A 17,944-nucleotide genomic window follows, 5' to 3' on the forward strand; every position below is an offset into this window, starting at 1 on the left:
GCGATCACGTCGAACGCAACAATGACAAAGAGGCCGGGCCCGGGCGCCCGGCCTTGTCGTTTCCGCGCCCGGTGCGGCCGGGCGGGTTCGCCGGTCGTGGATCGTGCCTAGGCGTGCGGCCGCCGCTGAAACGACCGGCTGACGGCGCGCCGGGCGCGTTCAGCCGATCTGCTCGAGTTCTTCCTGCACGGCGAGCCAGTCCGCCTCGACCGTTTCGAGCCGGGCATTGACCTCGCCCAGCTTGCGGATCGCTTCGGTCAGTTCCGTCTTGCGCGCGGCTTCGTAGCTCGCCGGATCGGCGACGAACGCGTCGAGGCGCGCCTTCTCCGCGTGCAGCGTTTCCATTTCCCTTTCGAGCTTCGTGATGCGGTTCTGCAGCGGTTTCTTCAGCTGCGACAGCCGCTGGCGCTCCTCGGCCGCCTGACGCTTCTGATCCTTGCGGTTGATGCCCGGATCCGTGCCCGCTGCTGCGGCGCTGTCGGCCTTCGCGGCCGCGCGTTGCTCGGCCGCATGCTGCAGCAGCCAGTCGCGGTAATCGTCGAGGTCGCCGTCGAACGGCTGCAGCCGGTGCTTCGCGACGAGCATGAACTGGTCGGTGGTCGCGCGCAGCAGGTGGCGGTCGTGCGAGACGAGGATCAGCGTGCCTTCGAACTGCGCGAGCGCCATCGTCAGCGCGTGACGCGTCTCGAGGTCGAGGTGGTTGGTCGGCTCGTCGAGCAGCAGCAGGTTCGGTTTCTGCCAGATGATCAGCGCAAGCGCGAGCCGCGCCTTCTCGCCGCCCGAGAACGGGCCGACCGGGCTCGTCGCCATGTCGCCGGAGAAATTGAAGCCGCCGAGGAAGTCGCGCAGTTCCTGCTCGCGCGTATCGGGGGCGAGCCGTGCGAGATGCGCGAGCGGCGAATCGTCCTCGCGCAGGGTTTCGAGCTGGTGCTGCGCGAAATAGCCGATCGTCAGCCCCTTGCCGTCGCGCACGTGGCCCGACAGCGGCGCGAGCGTGCCGGCCAGCGTCTTGATCAGCGTCGACTTGCCCTGGCCGTTCGCGCCGAGCAGGCCGATGCGCTGGCCGTTCTGGATCGACAGCGCCACGCGTTCGACGATCGGGATGTCCGTGCCGTCCTCTGCGTGGTAGCCGCAGCGGACGTCTTCCATCACCATCATCGGGTTCGGCGCGGCGTCGGGCGTGCGGAATTCGAACGTGAACGGCGACGCGATGTGCGCGGGCGCGATCAGCTCCATCTTCTCGAGCGCCTTCATCCGGCTTTGCGCCTGCTTGGCCTTGGTCGCCTTGGCCTTGAAGCGGTCGACGAAGCTCTGCAGGTGCTCGATCGTCTTCTGCTGCTTTTCGTACGCGCTTTGCTGCAGCGCCAGCTGCTGCGCACGCAGCACTTCGAATTGCGAGTAATTGCCGCCGTAGCGCTTCACCTGGCGATTTTCCAGATGCAGCGTGACGTTGCAGATCGAGTCGAGGAATTCGCGGTCGTGCGAGATCACGACGAGCGTGCCGGCGTAGCGGTGCAGCCAGTCTTCGAGCCAGACGATCGCGTCGAGGTCGAGGTGGTTGGTCGGTTCGTCGAGCAGCAGCAGGTCGGAGCGGCACATCAGCGCCTGCGCGAGGTTCAGCCGCATGCGCCAGCCGCCGGAGAAGCTGGCGACCGATTCGCGCGTCTGCGCGAGCGTGAAGCCGAGGCCGAGCAGCAGCGCTTCGGCGCGCGCGGGGGCCGTATAGCCGTCGGCGTCGGCGAACGCCGCGTGCGCGTCGGCTTCGGCCGCGCCGTCGTGCGCGGCCGAGGCGGCGGCGATACGCGCCTCGATCTCGCGCAGCGCGGTGTCGCCGTCGAGCGTGTAGTCGAGCGCGGAGCGGTCGACGGCGGGCGTTTCCTGCGACACGTGGGCGATCCGCCACGACGGCGGCATCGCGAAATCGCCGCCGTCGGAATGCAGCTCGCCGCGCAGGACCGAGAAGAGCGTCGATTTGCCGGCGCCGTTCGCGCCGATCAGGCCGGCTTTCTCGCCGGGATTGAGCACGAACGAGGCCGACTCGAACAGCGGCTTGGTGCCGCGCGCAAGGCTGAACTGATTGAAACGGATCACGGCGGGAATGACTGACCAAAACCGCTATTCTAGACTGCGCGCGCGTCGCCCCGGATATCGGCCGTTCGGCAGGTGCCGCAACGGCGCGATTTCGCCTAGACTCCACGTCGATACGGTTTCGTAAAAGGAGTGCCCGATGTCCACCCTGTATTCGTTCAGCGCAGAGACGCTCGCCGGTGCGCCGGCGTCGCTCGACGCGTATCGCGGCAAGGTGCTGCTGATCGTCAATACCGCGAGCGAGTGCGGTTTCACGCCGCAGTATGCGGGCCTGCAGAAGCTGTATGACCAGTACGCGGCCCGCGGTTTCTTCGTGCTCGGCTTCCCGTGCAACCAGTTCGGCAAGCAGGAGCCGGGCGACGCCACGCAGATCGGCGCGTTCTGCGAGCGCAACTACGGCGTCACGTTCCCGATGTTCGCGAAGATCGACGTGAAGGGCGACCACGCGCATCCGCTGTACCGCTACCTGACCGACGAGGCGCCCGGCATCCTCGGCCTCAAGGCGATCAAGTGGAATTTCACGAAATTCCTGATCGACCGCGACGGGCGGATCGTCAAGCGCTACGCGCCGTCGACGAAGCCCGAGGAAATCGCCGCGGATATCGACAAGCTGCTTTGACGGTTCGATGCGGCGAGCGGGCGGTTCGGATCGAGCCTGCCTGGGTCGCGGCGCCGGGGCATGCCGTGCGAAAGCATGCGCCGCCGGGCGGCGGCGCCGGGCCGGCGCTCGCGCAACCGCTACAGGATCGGCGCGAACAGGCGCGCGACGTGCATTGCGATACGCCGCCACGCGGGCGAGTGCCGATACTCGTTCGCATCGACTTCGTAGGCCAGCGCGAAATCGGCGTCGAGCATCGCTTCGACTTCGGCGGCGAACGCGCGGTCGACGGTCAGCACCATGATTTCGAAGTTCAGCCGGAACGAGCGGTTGTCGAGATTCGCGCTGCCGATGGCGGCCGCGACGCGGTCGATCAGCAGCACTTTCTGATGCAGGAAGCCGGGCCGGTAGCGAAACACCTTGACGCCAGCGTCGACGAGATCGCGCGCATAGAGCTTCGACGCTTCGAACACCACGTAGTGATCGCGCCGGCTCGGAATCAGGATGCGCACGTCGACGCCGCGCATCACCGCGAGCTTCAGCGCGGCGATCACCGCTTCGTCGGGCACGAGATACGGCGTCGTGATCCAGATCCGCTCGCGCGCGGCGTTGATCGCCTCGACGAAGAACAGCGAGCCGGTTTCCTGCTTGTCGGCCGGCCCCATCGGCACGGCGAGGCAATGCATCGCGTCGTCGGGCAGCGCCTCCGGCGGCGCGGCGAGCGGCGGCAGCGTCTGCGTGGCCCAGTGCCAGTCTTCGGCGAACACGTACTGGATGCTGGCCACCACCGGGCCGCGAATCTCGATATGGGTGTCGCGCCACGGCGACAGGCGCCGGTTCGCACCGAGATATTCGATACCGACGTTGAGGCCGCCGACGAACGCGCGATTGCCGTCGACGACGACGATCTTGCGATGGTTGCGGAAGTTGAGCTGGAAGCGGTTGACGAACTTGCGGTGGGTCGCGAACGGATGGACCTCGACGCCGCCGCGGCGCAGCGTGTCGACGTAACCGCGCGGCAGGTCGAAGCTGCCGATGCTGTCGTACAGCAGGTAGCAGCGCACGCCGGCCGCCGTGCGGGCGAGCAGCGCGTCGCGCAGCATCTGGCCGAGCGCGTCGTCGCGCACGATGAAGAACTGGACGATCACGTAGTCGCGCGCGGCGTCGATCGCCGACAGGATCGCCGAGAAGGTTGCGTCGCCGTTCACGAGCGTGCGCACCGCATTGCCGCCGACGAACGGCATTCCACCCAGCCGCGTGAGCGCGAGCACGGCGGCCCGGCCGATCGCGTCGGCGGCCTGCCCGTCGGTTGCGTCCGCAGCGAGCCATGGCGCGCGCGGCGTGTGCGTGCGCAGCGCTTCCATCTCGTGGCGTCGTGCATCGACGTAGCCGGAGAACTTGCTGCGGCCGAGGAACAGGTACGGGATGAGCGTCAGGTACGGCATCGCGGCGAGCGACACGGCCCATGCGATCGCGCCTTGCGACGTGCGGGTATTCATGAGCGCATGACACGCCGCGATGATCCCGAGCACATGGATGGCCAGGACCAGGGTGCCGAGATGTAGCCAGTCGAGGGTCATGGGCGCGTGACGGACTCCTGAAGTCGTGCGGCGCGACGGCCGCGTACGCGCATCTTACCCAACCGTGCGGGACAGCGGTGTGCCGTACCGCACGGTTCGGTCGCGGCGCGCCGTCAGGCCTTGCGCGGCAGGTCCGACGCCTGGATCAGGAACACGGCGTCGTCGCCCGCGCTGGTGGGCAGCCACGTGAGCTCGAGGCCGCCGAACGCGGCTTCGACGTGCTCGCGCTCGTTGCCGATCTCGACGACGAGCACGCCGTCGTCGTGCAGCCAGTTGTGCGCTTGCCCGATGATGCGCCGCACGATGTCCATCCCGTCGTCGCCGCCCGCGAGCGCCATTTCCGGCTCGTGCCGGTACTCGGGCGGGAGGGCCGCCATCGACGTCGCGTTCACGTACGGCGGGTTCGTCAGGATCACGTCGTAGCGCGTGTCGGGTTCGGCGCGGAACGCGGGCAGCGGCGTGTAGAGGTCGCCGCGATGCAGGGTGATGCGATCGTCGAGGCCGTAGTCGCGCACGTTGATCTCGGCGACTTCGAGTGCCTTCTCGGACAGGTCGACCGCGTCGATCTCGGCATTCGGGAACGCGCTGGCCGCGAGGATCGCGAGGCAGCCGGAGCCGGTGCACAGCTCGAGCACCGCGCCGACCTGCTCGGGATCGGCGACATACGGCTGCAGCCCGTCGTCGAGCAGTTCGCCGATGAACGAGCGCGGCACGATCACGCGCTCGTCGACGTAGAAGCGGTGGCCGTGCATCCACGCTTCATGCGTGAGATACGCGGCCGGCACGCGGTCGGTCGCGCGTCGCTCGATCACCGCGAGCACGGCCGCGATTTCGTCGGGCAGCAGGCGGGCATCGAGGAACGGCTCGAGCGTGTCGAGCGGCAGGTCGAGCGTGTGAAGTACGAGGTAGGCGGCTTCGTCGTATGCGTTGTCCGAGCCGTGGCCGAACGCGAGCTTCGCCTTCGAGAAGCGCGTGACCGCATAGCGCAGCAGGTCGCGAACAGTTGCAAAAGGTGTCGTCATGCGAGGCTCCGTCAGGCGATCAGTTGTTCGAGCACGCGGCGGTACACGTTCTTCAGCGGGTCGACGAAGCGCACGTCGATGTGCTCGTCGATCTTGTGGATGCTGCCGTTTGGCGGACCGAACTCGATCACCTGCGGGCAGATGCGCGCGATGAAGCGCCCGTCGGACGTGCCGCCCGTCGTCGACAGCTCGGTCGTGAGGCCGGTCTCGGCGCGGATCGCGTTCTCCAGCGCGTTCGACAGGTCGCCGCGCGGCGTGAGGAACGGCAGGCCGCTCACCGACCACTTCAGCGAATATTCGAGGCCGTGCTTGTCGAGGATCGCATGCACGCGCGCCTGCAGGCCCTCGACGGTGCTCGCCGTCGAAAAGCGGAAATTGAACATCAGGTCCGCGTGGCCGGGGATCACGTTGGTCGCACCGGTGCCGGCGTGCAGGTTCGACACCTGCCAGGTGGTCGGCGGGAAGTATTCGTTGCCTTCGTCCCACTGTTCGGCGGCGAGCTCGGCGAGCGCCGGCGCGAGCAGGTGGATCGGGTTCTTCGCGAGGTGAGGGTAGGCGATGTGGCCCTGCACGCCCTTGACGATCAGTTCGCCCGACATCGAGCCGCGGCGGCCGTTCTTCACGACGTCGCCGAGTTCGGTGGTCGACGTCGGCTCGCCGACGATGCAGTAGTCGAGACGTTCGCCGCGCGCTTCGAGCAGCTCGACGACTTTCACGGTGCCGTCGGTGGCCGGGCCTTCCTCGTCGCTCGTGATCAGGAACGCGATCGCGCCGCGGTGGCCGGGGTGGGCCGCGACGAATTCCTCGGACGCGACGACGAACGCCGCGAGCGACGTCTTCATGTCGGCCGCGCCGCGGCCGTACAGCTTGCCGTCACGATGCGCGGGAATGAACGGCGGCGAGGTCCACTGCTCGAGCGGGCCGGTCGGCACGACGTCGGTGTGGCCCGCGAACGCGAGCAGCTTGCCGTCGCGGCCGTCGGCGCCGCGCTTGACGGCCCACAGGTTGGTCACGCCGTGCGACGCGATGGTTTCGCATTCGAAGCCGAGCGCGGCGAGGCGCTCGGTCATGATCTGCTGGCAATGCTGGTCGTCGGGCGTGACGGACGCGCGGGCGATCAGCTGTTCGGTAAGGGCTAGGGTGGCGGACATGGTTCGGACCACTTTCGATAAAAAATGCCGGCGCGGTGGCCGGCAGCGATGAGGCGTCGTGTGCAGCGTGGGCGCCGCGCGGGCCGCCCTAGGCGGCAAACAGCGCCGCGTACTGATCGGCCACGAAGCCGAGCGATTTCACGCGGCCGTTGACGACGAGCACGGGGCGCTTGATGACCGACGGCTTGTGGATCATCAGCGCAACCGCGCCGGACTTCGTTTCCGCGGCCGCCTTCATGGCGTCGTCCAGGCCGCGCCACGTCGTGCCGCGCTTGTTCACGAGCGCGTCGAGCGATACGTCCTTCAGCCAGTCTTCGACCAGCGGTGCGCTGACGCCGAGCTTCTTGAAGTCGTGGAACTCGAACGCGACGCCGTGATCGTCGAGCCACACGCGGGCCTTCTTCACGGTGTCGCAGTTCGGAATGCCGTAGACGACCACGGTGCGCGGCTTCGCCATCAGTCGCCTCGCAGCAGCTCGTTCAGACCGACCTTCGCGCGGGTCTTCGCGTCGACCTTCTTCACGATCACCGCGCAGTACAGGCTGTGCGAGCCGTCCTTCGACGGCAGGTTGCCGGCGACGACGACCGAGCCGGCCGGGATGCGGCCGTAGCTGACTTCGCCCGTTTCGCGATCGTAGATCTTGGTGCTCTGGCCGAGGTACACGCCCATCGAGATCACCGAGTTCTCCTCGACGATCACGCCTTCGACGACTTCCGAGCGCGCGCCGATGAAGCAGTTGTCTTCGATGATGACCGGGTTGGCCTGCAGCGGCTCGAGCACGCCGCCGATGCCGACGCCGCCCGACAGGTGCACGTTCTTGCCGATCTGCGCGCACGAGCCGACCGTCGCCCACGTGTCGACCATCGTGCCTTCGTCGACGTACGCGCCGATGTTGGTGTACGACGGCATCAGCACGACGTTCTTCGCGATGAACGAGCCGCGGCGCGCGATGGCCGGCGGCACGACGCGGAAGCCGCCCGCGGCGAAGTCTTCGGCCGTGTAGTTCGCGAACTTCGACGGCACCTTGTCGTAGAACTGCGAGTAGCCGCCCGCCGGCATCGGTGCGTTGTCCTCCAGGCGGAACGACAGCAGCACGGCCTTCTTCAGCCACTGATGGACGGTCCAGTTGCCGTCGATCTTCTCGGCGACGCGCAGTGCACCCTTGTCGAGCTGCTCGATCGCGTGCGCGACGGCTTCGCGGACGTCGGCGGGCGCGGCCTTCGGCGACAGCTCGGCGCGGTTTTCCCAGGCGGTATCGATGATTTGCTGAAGTTGTTGCGACATGTTCGTTTTCGCAGGAGATGAATGGAATTGATCGGGATGGACGTCTTACCGCGCGAGAGCCCGGCAGAAATCGACGATGCGTTGCGCGCCCTCGACGCATTCGGGGGTGCCCGCGACGAGCGCGATCCGGATGAAATCGCGGCCCGGATTCGTGCCGTGCGCATCGCGCGCGAGGTACGAGCCGGGCAGAACCGTCACATTATAGTCGGCGTACAGGCGGCGGGCGAACTCGGTGTCCGACAGGCCAGTGCGCGCGACGTTGGCCCACAGGTAGAACGCGGCGTCGGGTAGCTTCACGTCGATCACGTCGGCCAGCATCGGCGTGACCGTGCTGAACTTCTGCAGGTACAGCGCGCGGTTCTCGCGCACGTGCGCTTCGTCGTTCCACGCGGCGATGCTCGCATGCTGCCAGACCGGCGACAGCGCGGCGCCGTGGTACGTGCGGTACAGCAGGAATTTCTTCAGCAGCGCGGCGTCGCCGGCGACGAAGCCCGAGCGCATGCCCGGCACGTTCGAGCGCTTCGACAGGCTCGACAGCATCACGAGCCGCTCGAAGCCGCGGCCGAGGCGGTGCGCGGCCTCGAGGCCGCCGAGCGGCGGCGCCGCTTCGTCGAAATAGATCTCCGAATAGCACTCGTCGGACGCGATCACGAAACCGTGGCGGTCGGACAGCGCGAACAGCTCGCGCCAGTCGTCGAGCGTCAGCACGGCGCCCGTCGGGTTGCCCGGCGAGCACACGTACAGCAGCTGGGTGCGCGCCCACACTTCATCGGGCACGGCCGCGTAGTCGCACGCGAAGTTGCGGGCCGGGTCGCTGTTCGCGAAATAGGGTTCGGCACCGGCCAGCAGCGCCGCGCCTTCGTAAATTTGATAGAACGGATTCGGACAGAGTACGATCGCCTTCTTGCCATCCGCGCGCGGGCGCGCGTCGATCACCGTCTGCGCGAGCGAGAACAGCGCCTCGCGCGACCCCGACACCGGCAGCACCTGCGTGGCCGGGTCGATTGCAGGCAGCCCGTAGCGGCGTTCGAGCCAGTGTGCGATCGACGTGCGCAGCGCGTCCGAGCCGGCCGTGGCCGGGTACGACGCGAGACCGTCGAGCGCGGCCACCACGGCGTCGCGGATCAGCGCCGGCGTCGGGTGCTTGGGCTCGCCGATGCCGAAGCTGATCGGTTTCAGGTCGCCGGAAGGCGTCACGTCCTTGAACAGGGCGCGCAGCTTTTCGAAGGGATAGGGCTGGAGCGAGTCGAGTCGAGGGTTCACGGGCGAAGCGGCCATCGCGGCCGGTTGGAGCGAAAGGGCGAAAGGGGCGGCGCGGGTGCCGCACGGCTGCGAGCGGGCGCCGACGGCGCGCGGCTCGCAACGGATGATTATAACGTGACGCAATGCGGTCGCGGCCCGCCGGAACGGCGGCCGGGCCGCTCGAATAAAGGGTAGCGAATCAAATGAATAACGCGGTACGCGGCAGCCTGCCGACGCTGGCCATCCTGATCGGCGCGTCGGTATGGGGCCTGATCTGGTATCCGCTGCGGATTCTCGCGTCGCTCGGGCTCACCGGCACGCTGGCGAGCGCGCTGACGAGCGCGGTCGCGTTCCTGTTCGTGGTCGTCGTGCGGCACCGCACGATCGCCACGCTGCGCTGGCACTGGGTGCTGCCGGGCATCGCGATCACGGCGGGCGTGACCAACCTCGGTTTCGTGTGGGGCACGATCCACGGCGAAGTGCTGCGCGTGATGCTGCTGTTCTACCTGACCCCGGCATGGACCGCGATCTACGCGCATTTCCTGCTGCGCGAGCGGCTGACCTGGGCCGGCGCGGCGCTCGCGGCGCTGTCGATCGGCGGCGCGATGCTGATGCTGTGGTCGCCGCAGCTCGGCGTGCCGCTGCCGGCCAACCCGGCCGAATGGGCGGGGCTCGCGGCCGGCCTGAGTTTCGCGATGAGCAACGTGCTCGTGATCAAGGCGAGCCGCGAGCTGCCGGAGATGCGCGCCGAGATGCGCACGGCGACGCTGTTCGGCGGCGCGGCGGTGTTCGGCGCGGTCGCGTCGCTGTTCGAGGGGCTGCCGGCCGCGCCGGCGGGAAGCCAGCTCGGCGTCGCGGCAGCGATCATCGCCGCGATCGGCGTGACGATGGCCGCCAACAACCTGCTCGTGCAATACGGGCTCGCGCGCGTGCCGGCGAACCGCGCGTCGATCATCATGCTGTTCGAGATCGTGATCACCGCGCTGTCGGCGTGGGTGTTCGCGAGCGAACTGCCGAGCGCGCGAGAGTGGGCGGGCGGCGCGTGCATCGTGCTGGCGACGCTGCTGTCGAGCCGGGTCCATCGTGCCGCGCCGGCATCGGGCAAACCCGGCGACGGGCGGGACGGCGCACGCGCGATGGTATGATGGAAGCCGTTTGCGGGGCCCAACGCTTGAGATGCGCGCGGCCCCGCTTTTGAATTCCGGGGCGCATCGCGCGCACGGGCCGTCCGGCCCCGCGCGTCGCGGCCCCGTCCGTTTCACCTCTTCTTCACATCCGATACCGCCGTGCGTCTGAGCTCGATCAAACTCGCTGGCTTCAAATCCTTTGTCGATCCCACGCATTTCCAGGTTCCGGGCCAGCTTGTCGGCGTGGTGGGCCCGAACGGGTGCGGCAAGTCCAACATCATCGATGCCGTGCGCTGGGTGCTCGGCGAGTCGCGCGCGTCCGAGCTGCGCGGCGAGTCGATGCAGGACGTGATCTTCAACGGCTCGACCGCCCGCAAGCCCGGCAGCCGGGCCAGCGTCGAACTGATCTTCGACAACTCCGACGGCCGCGCGGCCGGGCAGTGGGGCCAGTACGGCGAGATTGCCGTGAAGCGCGTGCTGACGCGCGACGGCACGTCGAGCTACTACATCAACAACCTGCCGGCGCGCCGCCGCGACATCCAGGACATCTTCCTCGGCACGGGCCTCGGGCCCCGCGCGTACGCGATCATCGGGCAGGGCATGATCGCGCGGATCATCGAGGCGAAGCCGGAAGAGCTGCGCGTGTTCCTCGAGGAAGCCGCGGGCGTGTCGAAGTACAAGGAGCGCCGCCGCGAGACCGAGAACCGCCTGCACGACACGCGCGAGAACCTGACGCGCGTCGAGGACATCGTCCGCGAGCTCGGCGCGAACCTCGAGAAGCTCGAGGCGCAGGCCGTCGTCGCGACCAAGTACAAGGAACTCGTCGCCGACGGCGAGGAGAAGCAGCGCCTGTTGTGGCTGCTGCGCAAGAACGAGGCCGCCGGCGAGCAGCAGAAGCAGCAGCGCGCGATCGAACAGGCGCAGATCGACCTCGAGGCGCAGACGGCGAAACTGCGCGAGGTCGAATCGCAGCTCGAGACGCTGCGGGTCGCGCATTACTCGGCGAGCGACGCGATGCAGGGCGCGCAGGGCGCGCTCTACGAGGCCAACGCCGAAGTGAGCCGCCTCGAGGCCGAGATCAAGTTCATCGTCGAATCGCGCAACCGCGTGCAGGCGCAGATCGCCGCGCTGAACGCGCAGCGCGAGCAATGGCGCGCGCAGGCCGAGAAGGCGCAGGACGAGCTCGAGGAAGCCGAGGAAGCGCGCGCGATGGCCGACGAGAAGGCCGCGCTCGCCGAAGACAACGCGGCCGCGAAACACGACGCGCTGCCGGCGCTCGAGGCGAAATGGCGCGATGCGCAGGCGCAGCTCAACGACGATCGCGCGCGGATCGCGCAGACCGAACAGTCGCTGAAGCTCGAGGCCGCACACCAGCGCAATGCCGACCAGCAGCTCCAGCAGCTTCAACAGCGCCACGAGCGCCTGAAGTCCGAGGCGGGCGGGCTCGACGCGCCCGACGAAGCGCAGCTCGAGGAACTGCGCATGCAGCTCGCCGAGCAGGAAGAAATCCTCGCCGAAGCCCAGGCGCGCCTCGCCGATGCGCAGGAAACGGTACCGCGTCTCGACGGCGAGCGCCGCGCGGCCCAGGAGCGCGTGCAGGCCGAAAGCGCGCAGATCCACCAGCTCGAGGCGCGGCTCGCCGCGCTCAAGCAGCTGCAGGAGAACGTGCAGACCGAAGGCAAGATCCAGCCGTGGCTCGACAAGCACGAGCTCGGCGCGCTGCCGCGTCTCTGGAAGAAGCTGCACGTCGAGGCCGGCTGGGAAGCGGCGCTCGAGGCCGTGCTGCGCGAGCGGCTGGCCGCGCTCGAAGTGTCGAATCTCGACTGGGTGAAGGCGTTCGCGACCGATGCGCCGCCCGCGAAGCTCGCGTTCTACGCGCCGCCCGTGGCCGGCGAGCCGCCGGCCGCCGCGGCCGGGCTGCGCCCGGTGCTGTCGCTCGTGCGCATCGACGATGCAGGCATCCGCGCGGTGCTGAACGACTGGCTCGGCAACGTGTACGTCGCCGACGACGTCGCGCAGGCACTCGCGACGCGCGCGCAACTGCCGGCCGGCGGCGCGTTCGTCGTGAAGGCCGGCCACATCGTCACGCGTGTCGGCGTGCAGCTGTACGCGGCCGATTCGGAGCAGGCCGGGATGCTGGCCCGCCAGCAGGAGATCGAAAACCTGACGCGCCAGGTGCGCGCGCAGGCGCTGCTGGCCGACGAGGCCCGCACGGCGGCGGTGCGCGCGGAAGCCGCGCACACGCAGGCCACGCAGGCGCTCGGCGACGTGCGCGCGCAGGCCGAACGCGCGACCCAGCGCGTGCATGCATTGCAGATGGACGTGCTGAAGCTCGCCCAGGCGCATGAACGCTACACGCAGCGCAGCACGCAGATCCGCGAGGAACTCGAGGAGATCGGCGCGCAGATCGACGAGCAGCGCGCATTGCGCGCGGAATCGGAAGCGAACTTCGAGCGCTTCGACGGCGAACTCGCGGAACTGCAGGCGCGCTTCGAGGACAACCAGCTCGCGTTCGAGGCGCTCGACGAATCGCTGACGCAGGCGCGCCAGGAAGCGCGCGATCTCGAGCGCGGCGCGAACGACGCGCGCTTCGCCGCGCGCAACGCGGTCACGCGGATCGACGAACTGAAGCGCAGCATCCAGGTCGCGCACGAGCAGAGCGAGCGCGTCGCCGCGTCGCTGGAAGACGCGCGCGCCGAACTCGAAACGATCAACGAGCAGACCGCGCACACGGGCCTGCAGGACGCGCTCGAAATTCGCGCGGTGAAGGAAGAGGCGCTGCAGGCCGCGCGGATCGAACTCGACGACCTGACTGCGAAGCTGCGCGCGTCGGACGAGCAGCGTCTCGTCGCCGAGCGTTCGCTGCAGCCGCTGCGCGACCGCATCACCGAGCTGCAGCTGAAGGAGCAGGCCGCGCGCCTGTCCGTCGAGCAGTTTGCCGAGCAGCTCGCGGCGGCCGAGGTCGACGAGGAAGCGCTGCGCGAGAAGCTGACGCCGGACCTGAAACCGTCGTACCTGCAGGGCGAGGTCACGCGCCTGAACAACGCGATCAACGCGCTGGGTCCGGTCAACATGGCCGCGCTCGACGAGCTGAAGGCCGCGAGCGAGCGCAAGGTGTTCCTCGATGCGCAGTCGGCCGACCTGACCGACGCGATCACGACGCTCGAGGATGCGATCCACAAGATCGACCAGGAAACCCGCACGCTGCTGCAGGGTACCTTCGACGAGGTCAACCGTCACTTCAGCGACCTGTTCCCGCGCCTGTTCGGCGGCGGCCAGGCGAAGCTGATCATGACGGGCGACGAAATCCTCGATGCGGGCGTGCAGGTGATGGCGCAGCCGCCGGGCAAGAAGAACGCGACCATCCACCTGCTGTCGGGTGGCGAAAAGGCGCTGACCGCCACCGCACTGGTGTTCGCGATGTTCCAGTTGAACCCGGCGCCGTTCTGTCTGCTAGACGAGGTCGACGCGCCGCTCGACGACGCGAACACCGAGCGTTTCGCGAATCTCGTGCGCGCGATGTCCGACAAGACGCAGTTCCTCTTCATCTCGCACAACAAGATCGCGATGGAGATGGCGCAGCAACTGATCGGCGTGACGATGCAGGAGCAGGGCGTGTCGCGGATCGTCGCGGTGGACATGGAAACCGCCGCGGGTTTTGCCCAGAATTGACGTTTGAAGAAACCGGACCGCGTTCGCGCGGCGCATGGGCGCCCGTTCGCGGTTCCGACGAACAAGAATTGCTGATGGAGCGTGCATGGACGAGTTGACACTCGGTTTGATCGGCGCGGGCGCCGTCGTGGTGGGCGGCGTCGTGGTCTACAACGCGTGGCAGGGCGCGAAGGTGCGGCGCAGGATGCCGCGCCCGATGCCGGAAGAGGCGGTCGAGGCGATGAATCGCCCCGAGCGCGACGAAGAGCTGCCGTTCATCGAGCCGGTGCGCCAGCCCGCACGCCGCGAGCCCGCGGCGCCGGCACCGGCCGCCGCCGCCGCGAGCGCGCCGGTCGAAGCCGCGCGCGTCGAGCCGACCTTCGGCGGCGTGGCGCCTGCCGACACGCCGGCCGACCTGCAGGCCGAAGCCACCGGAGGCGACGCGCCGTCGGGGTCGACCGAGTCGGCCGAGCAGGCCGTCGACGATGCAGCCGCCGCGCAGGAAGCGCCGGCCGCCGCCGCATCGCACGAACCGGCCGAACCCGTGCTGCCGGCCGCCACGACGATTTCGTCGGCGCCGCCCGCGATCGTCGACCGCCGGATCGACTGCATCGTGCCGATTCGCCTCGGCGCGCCGCTGCCGGGCGACAAGATCCTGCCGGCCGCGCAGCGGCTGCGCCGCGCGGGCAGCAAGCCCGTGCATATCGAAGGCAAGCCGGAGGGCGGCCAATGGGAGCTGCTGCAGAACGGCGTGCGCTATGAAGAGCTGCGCGCGGCCGCGCAGCTCGCGAACCGCAGCGGCGCGCTGAACGAGCTCGAATTCTCCGAGTTCGTGACGGGCGTCCAGCAGTTCGCCGACACGATCGACGGCGCACCGGAATTCCCCGACATGATGGAGACGGTCGCGATGGCGCGCGAGCTCGACGGCTTTGCCGCGCAGTGCGACGCGCAGTTGTCGATCAACGTGATGTCGGACGGCGCGCCGTGGTCGGCGAACTACGTGCAGGCCGTCGCGTCCCAGGACGGGTTGCTGCTGTCGCGTGACGGCACGCGGTTCGTGAAGCTCGACGCGAAGCAGAACCCCGTGTTCATGCTGCAGTTCGGCGACACGAACTTCCTGCGCGACGACCTGACCTACAAGGGCGGCAACATCATCACGCTGGTGCTCGACGTGCCGGTCGCCGAAGAGGACATCCTGCCATTCCGGCTGATGTGCGATTACGCGAAGTCGCTGTCCGAGCGGATCGGCGCGCGGGTCGTCGACGATTCGCGCCGGCCGCTGCCGGAATCGACGCTCGTCGCGATCGACCAGCAACTGATGAAGCTGTACGCGAAGCTCGAGGAAGCGGGCATCCCGGCCGGTTCGCCGGTCACGCGCCGTCTCTTCAGCCAGTAACGCGTTGCACGGGCGGCGGCCTGACGTGCCGTCGCCCGTCGGTCGCTGCTGCTGCAGTGCACACACCCCGCCTGGGTGTGCTGCAGCGGGCCTGCGCGGCACGCATCGCGCGCCCCCGTCGCGGCGTCAAACTGAGATAATCGGACATCCGATTTTTCAGAACGAATCTGCCGCCAGCATGGCCCGAACCCAAGCCGAACCGCCAGCCAGCCAGCCCGACGCGCGTGCCGCGTGGCTGCGCGACCAACTCGAGCGGGCGAATTACGCCTATTACGTGCTCGACCAGCCGGACCTGCCCGACGCCGAATACGATCGGCTGTTCGGCGAGCTGCAGCAACTCGAAACCGATCATCCCGAACTCGTGACGCCCGATTCGCCGACGCAGCGCGTCGGAGGCGAAGTGGCGGGCGGTTTCACGCCGGTCGTCCACGACGCGCCGATGCTGTCGCTGAACAACGGCTTCGCCGACGAAGACATCGTCGCATTCGACAAGCGCGTCGCCGATGCGCTCGACAAGACGACTGATCTCGCCGGCTCGGTGACGGACCCGGTCGAATACGCGTGCGAGCTGAAGTTCGACGGGCTTGCGATCTCGCTGCGCTACGAGCAGGGCATGTTCGTGCAGGCGTCGACGCGCGGCGACGGCACGACCGGCGAGGACGTGACCGAGAACGTCCGCACGATCCGCTCGATCCCGCTGAAGCTGAAGGGCAAGCACGTGCCGGCCGTGCTCGACGTGCGCGGCGAGGTGCTGATGTTCAAGCGTGATTTCGCACGCCTGAACGAACGCCAGCGCGCGGCCGAGCAGCGCGAATTCGCGAACCCGCGCAATGCGGCGGCCGGCAGCCTGCGCCAGCTCGACCCGAAGATCACCGCGCAGCGTCCGCTGTCGTTCTTCGCGTACGGGGTCGGCAGGCTCGACGGGATGCCGATGCCGGACACGCACAGCGCGCTGCTCGACTGGTACGAGACGCTCGGCCTGCCGGTGAACCGCGAACGCGCGGTCGTGCAGGGCGCCGACGGCCTGCTCGGCTTCTTCCGCAAGGTCGGCGAGAAGCGCGAGTCGCTGCCGTACGACATCGACGGCGTCGTCTACAAGGTGAACCGGCGCGACGAGCAGGACCGCCTCGGCTTCGTGTCGCGCGCGCCGCGCTTCGCGCTCGCGCACAAGTTCCCGGCGCAGGAAGCGCTGACGAAGCTCGTCGCGATCGACGTGCAGGTCGGCCGCACGGGCGCGATCACGCCGGTCGCGCGGCTCGAACCCGTGTTCGTCGGCGGCGCGACGGTGACCAACGCGACGCTGCACAACGAGGACGAAGTGCGCCGCAAGGACATCCGGATCGGCGATACCGTGATCGTGCGGCGCGCGGGCGACGTGATCCCCGAGGTCGTCGGTGCGTTGCTCGAGCGCCGGCCGGATGATGCGGCCGAGTTCGTGATGCCGACCGAGTGCCCGGTGTGCGGCTCGAAGATCGAGCGCCTGCCGGACGAGGCGATCGCGCGCTGCACGGGCGGGCTGTTCTGCCCGGCGCAGCGCAAGCAGGCGCTGTGGCACTTCGCGCAGCGCCGCGCGCTCGACATCGACGGGCTCGGCGAGAAGATCATCGATCAGCTCGTCGAACTGAATCTCGTACGCACGCCGGCCGACCTGTTCAATCTCGGTTTCGCGACGCTCGCTGAACTCGACCGGTTCGCCGAGAAGTCCGCGCAGAATCTGCTCGACTCGCTCGAGAAGGCGAAGCACACGACGCTCGCGCGCTTCATCTACGGGCTCGGGATCCGCCATGTCGGCGAATCGACCGCGAAGGATCTCGCGAAGCATTTCGGGTCGCTGACCCCGATCATGGACGCGTCGATCGAGGAGCTGCTCGAAGTGAACGACGTCGGGCCGATCGTGGCCGAGTCGATTCACCAGTTCTTCGCGGAAGAGCACAACCGCACGGTGATCGAGCAATTGCGCGCGCCCGGCAAGGTCACGTGGCCCGAAGGCCCGCCCGCGCCGAAGGCGCCGCAGGGCGTGCTCGCCGGCAAGACGGTCGTGCTGACGGGCACGCTGCCGAACCTCACGCGCGACGCGGCGAAGGAGATGCTCGAAGCGGCCGGCGCGAAAGTCGCGGGCTCGGTATCGAAGAAGACGGATTATGTGGTCGCGGGCGCCGACGCCGGCAGCAAGCTCGCGAAGGCCGAGGAACTCGGCATCCCCGTGCTGGACGAAGACGGACTGCACCAACTCCTGGAGGGCAACACGCCATGATTCGCGAGATCCTGAAGATGGGCGATCCGCGCCTGCTCGAAGTCGCCAAGCCGGTCGAGCGGTTCGACACCCCCGAGCTGCACGAGATCGTCGCGGACATGTTCGAGACGATGCATCACGCGAACGGCGCGGGGCTTGCCGCGCCGCAGATCGGCGTCGGGCTGCAGATCATCATCTTCGGCTTCGGCAGCAACAACCGTTATCCGGACGCACCGCCGGTGCCCGAGACCGTGCTGATCAACCCGAAGCTCGAGTACATGCCGCCGGACATGGAAGAGGGCTGGGAAGGCTGCCTGTCGGTGCCGGGCATGCGCGGCGTCGTCAGCCGCTACGCGAAGGTGCGTTACAGCGGCTTCGACCAGTTCGGCGCGAAGCTCGACCGTGTCGCGGAAGGCTTCCATGCGCGGGTCGTCCAGCACGAATACGATCACCTGATCGGCAAGCTGTATCCGATGCGGATCACCGACTTCACGCGCTTCGGCTTCACCGAGGTGCTGTTCCCGGGGCTCGATCCGGCAGCCGACGACTGACCTTGATGCGGCTGCGCGCGC

13 protein-coding genes are annotated in these 17,944 nt (G+C 68.4%); 6 read left to right on the forward strand and 7 right to left on the reverse strand.

Going from position 1 to position 17,944, the window contains the following annotated elements:
* Positions 1-159 precede the first annotated feature (159 nt).
* Positions 160-2,091 (reverse strand): ATP-binding cassette domain-containing protein, encoded by a 1,932-nt coding sequence (locus tag DIE12_RS04465; protein ID WP_124486177.1) that lies wholly within the window; start codon positions 2,089-2,091, stop codon positions 160-162.
* 136 nt (positions 2,092-2,227) lie between these two features.
* On the opposite strand from DIE12_RS04465, the gene DIE12_RS04470 reads away from it, so the two are divergent.
* Positions 2,228-2,707: a glutathione peroxidase gene (locus DIE12_RS04470; protein ID WP_069745053.1), complete on the forward strand. Its 480-nt coding sequence runs from the start codon at positions 2,228-2,230 to the stop codon at positions 2,705-2,707.
* Positions 2,708-2,826: 119 nt separating this feature from the next.
* Here the strand turns inward: DIE12_RS04470 and cls are convergent, their stop codons facing one another.
* The 6 genes from cls to dapC form a co-directional block, all read right to left on the reverse strand.
* Positions 2,827-4,266, reverse strand: a complete 1,440-nt coding sequence (cls, locus tag DIE12_RS04475) for a cardiolipin synthase (protein ID WP_124519990.1) — start codon at positions 4,264-4,266, stop codon at positions 2,827-2,829.
* A gap of 113 nt (positions 4,267-4,379) precedes the next feature.
* Positions 4,380-5,288, reverse strand: a complete 909-nt coding sequence (gene prmB, locus DIE12_RS04480) for a 50S ribosomal protein L3 N(5)-glutamine methyltransferase (protein WP_124519992.1) — start codon at positions 5,286-5,288, stop codon at positions 4,380-4,382.
* An 11-nt stretch (positions 5,289-5,299) separates the two neighbouring features.
* Positions 5,300-6,439, reverse strand: coding sequence for a succinyl-diaminopimelate desuccinylase (gene dapE, locus DIE12_RS04485; protein WP_124486180.1), 1,140 nt, complete (start codon positions 6,437-6,439; stop codon positions 5,300-5,302).
* Between the two features lie 88 nt (positions 6,440-6,527).
* Positions 6,528-6,896 (reverse strand): ArsC family reductase, encoded by a 369-nt coding sequence (locus DIE12_RS04490; protein ID WP_124486181.1) that lies wholly within the window; start codon positions 6,894-6,896, stop codon positions 6,528-6,530.
* The gene (gene dapD, locus DIE12_RS04495) at positions 6,896-7,723 is read right to left on the reverse strand and encodes a 2,3,4,5-tetrahydropyridine-2,6-dicarboxylate N-succinyltransferase (RefSeq protein WP_006478479.1); all 828 of its coding nucleotides are present in this window, start codon (positions 7,721-7,723) and stop codon (positions 6,896-6,898) included. The genes DIE12_RS04490 and dapD overlap by 1 nt, the downstream gene beginning before the upstream one ends.
* A gap of 45 nt (positions 7,724-7,768) precedes the next feature.
* Positions 7,769-9,001 (reverse strand): succinyldiaminopimelate transaminase, encoded by a 1,233-nt coding sequence (dapC, locus tag DIE12_RS04500; RefSeq protein WP_124519994.1) that lies wholly within the window; start codon positions 8,999-9,001, stop codon positions 7,769-7,771.
* Between the two features lie 167 nt (positions 9,002-9,168).
* Between dapC and DIE12_RS04505 the strand changes: the two genes are divergently transcribed.
* From DIE12_RS04505 to def, 5 genes are all read left to right on the forward strand, one after another.
* Positions 9,169-10,110: a DMT family transporter gene (locus DIE12_RS04505; RefSeq protein WP_124519996.1), complete on the forward strand. Its 942-nt coding sequence runs from the start codon at positions 9,169-9,171 to the stop codon at positions 10,108-10,110.
* A 141-nt stretch (positions 10,111-10,251) separates the two neighbouring features.
* Complete coding sequence (smc, locus tag DIE12_RS04510; RefSeq protein WP_124519998.1) at positions 10,252-13,764, forward strand: chromosome segregation protein SMC; 3,513 nt, start codon at positions 10,252-10,254, stop codon at positions 13,762-13,764.
* An 85-nt stretch (positions 13,765-13,849) separates the two neighbouring features.
* Complete coding sequence (locus DIE12_RS04515) at positions 13,850-15,139, forward strand: cell division protein ZipA C-terminal FtsZ-binding domain-containing protein (protein WP_124520000.1); 1,290 nt, start codon at positions 13,850-13,852, stop codon at positions 15,137-15,139.
* Between the two features lie 178 nt (positions 15,140-15,317).
* Positions 15,318-17,393 carry an NAD-dependent DNA ligase LigA gene (gene ligA / locus DIE12_RS04520; protein WP_124486185.1) on the forward strand — a complete coding sequence of 692 codons (2,076 nt, stop codon included), beginning with the start codon at positions 15,318-15,320 and terminating at the stop codon, positions 17,391-17,393.
* Positions 17,390-17,923, forward strand: a complete 534-nt coding sequence (def, locus tag DIE12_RS04525; protein ID WP_044847933.1) for a peptide deformylase — start codon at positions 17,390-17,392, stop codon at positions 17,921-17,923. The genes ligA and def overlap by 4 nt, the downstream gene beginning before the upstream one ends.
* Positions 17,924-17,944 lie beyond the last annotated feature (21 nt).

This window comes from Burkholderia sp. Bp9015 (assembly GCF_003853505.1).
Classification (GTDB): domain Bacteria; phylum Pseudomonadota; class Gammaproteobacteria; order Burkholderiales; family Burkholderiaceae; genus Burkholderia.

Excerpts from the sequence above, each read along its gene's own strand:
- DIE12_RS04470 (WP_069745053.1), top strand. The coding sequence starts at position 2,228 with ATGTCCACCCTGTATTCGTTCAGCGCAGAGACGCTCGCCGGTGCGCCG.
- dapC (WP_124519994.1), bottom strand. The coding sequence starts at position 9,001 with ATGGCCGCTTCGCCCGTGAACCCTCGACTCGACTCGCTCCAGCCCTAT.
- dapD (WP_006478479.1), bottom strand. The coding sequence starts at position 7,723 with ATGTCGCAACAACTTCAGCAAATCATCGATACCGCCTGGGAAAACCGC.
- cls (WP_124519990.1), bottom strand. The coding sequence starts at position 4,266 with ATGACCCTCGACTGGCTACATCTCGGCACCCTGGTCCTGGCCATCCAT.
- DIE12_RS04490 (WP_124486181.1), bottom strand. The coding sequence starts at position 6,896 with ATGGCGAAGCCGCGCACCGTGGTCGTCTACGGCATTCCGAACTGCGAC.
- dapE (WP_124486180.1), bottom strand. The coding sequence starts at position 6,439 with ATGTCCGCCACCCTAGCCCTTACCGAACAGCTGATCGCCCGCGCGTCC.
- DIE12_RS04505 (WP_124519996.1), top strand. The coding sequence starts at position 9,169 with ATGAATAACGCGGTACGCGGCAGCCTGCCGACGCTGGCCATCCTGATC.
- ligA (WP_124486185.1), top strand. The coding sequence starts at position 15,318 with ATGGCCCGAACCCAAGCCGAACCGCCAGCCAGCCAGCCCGACGCGCGT.
- DIE12_RS04515 (WP_124520000.1), top strand. The coding sequence starts at position 13,850 with ATGGACGAGTTGACACTCGGTTTGATCGGCGCGGGCGCCGTCGTGGTG.
- prmB (WP_124519992.1), bottom strand. The coding sequence starts at position 5,288 with ATGACGACACCTTTTGCAACTGTTCGCGACCTGCTGCGCTATGCGGTC.
- def (WP_044847933.1), top strand. The coding sequence starts at position 17,390 with ATGATTCGCGAGATCCTGAAGATGGGCGATCCGCGCCTGCTCGAAGTC.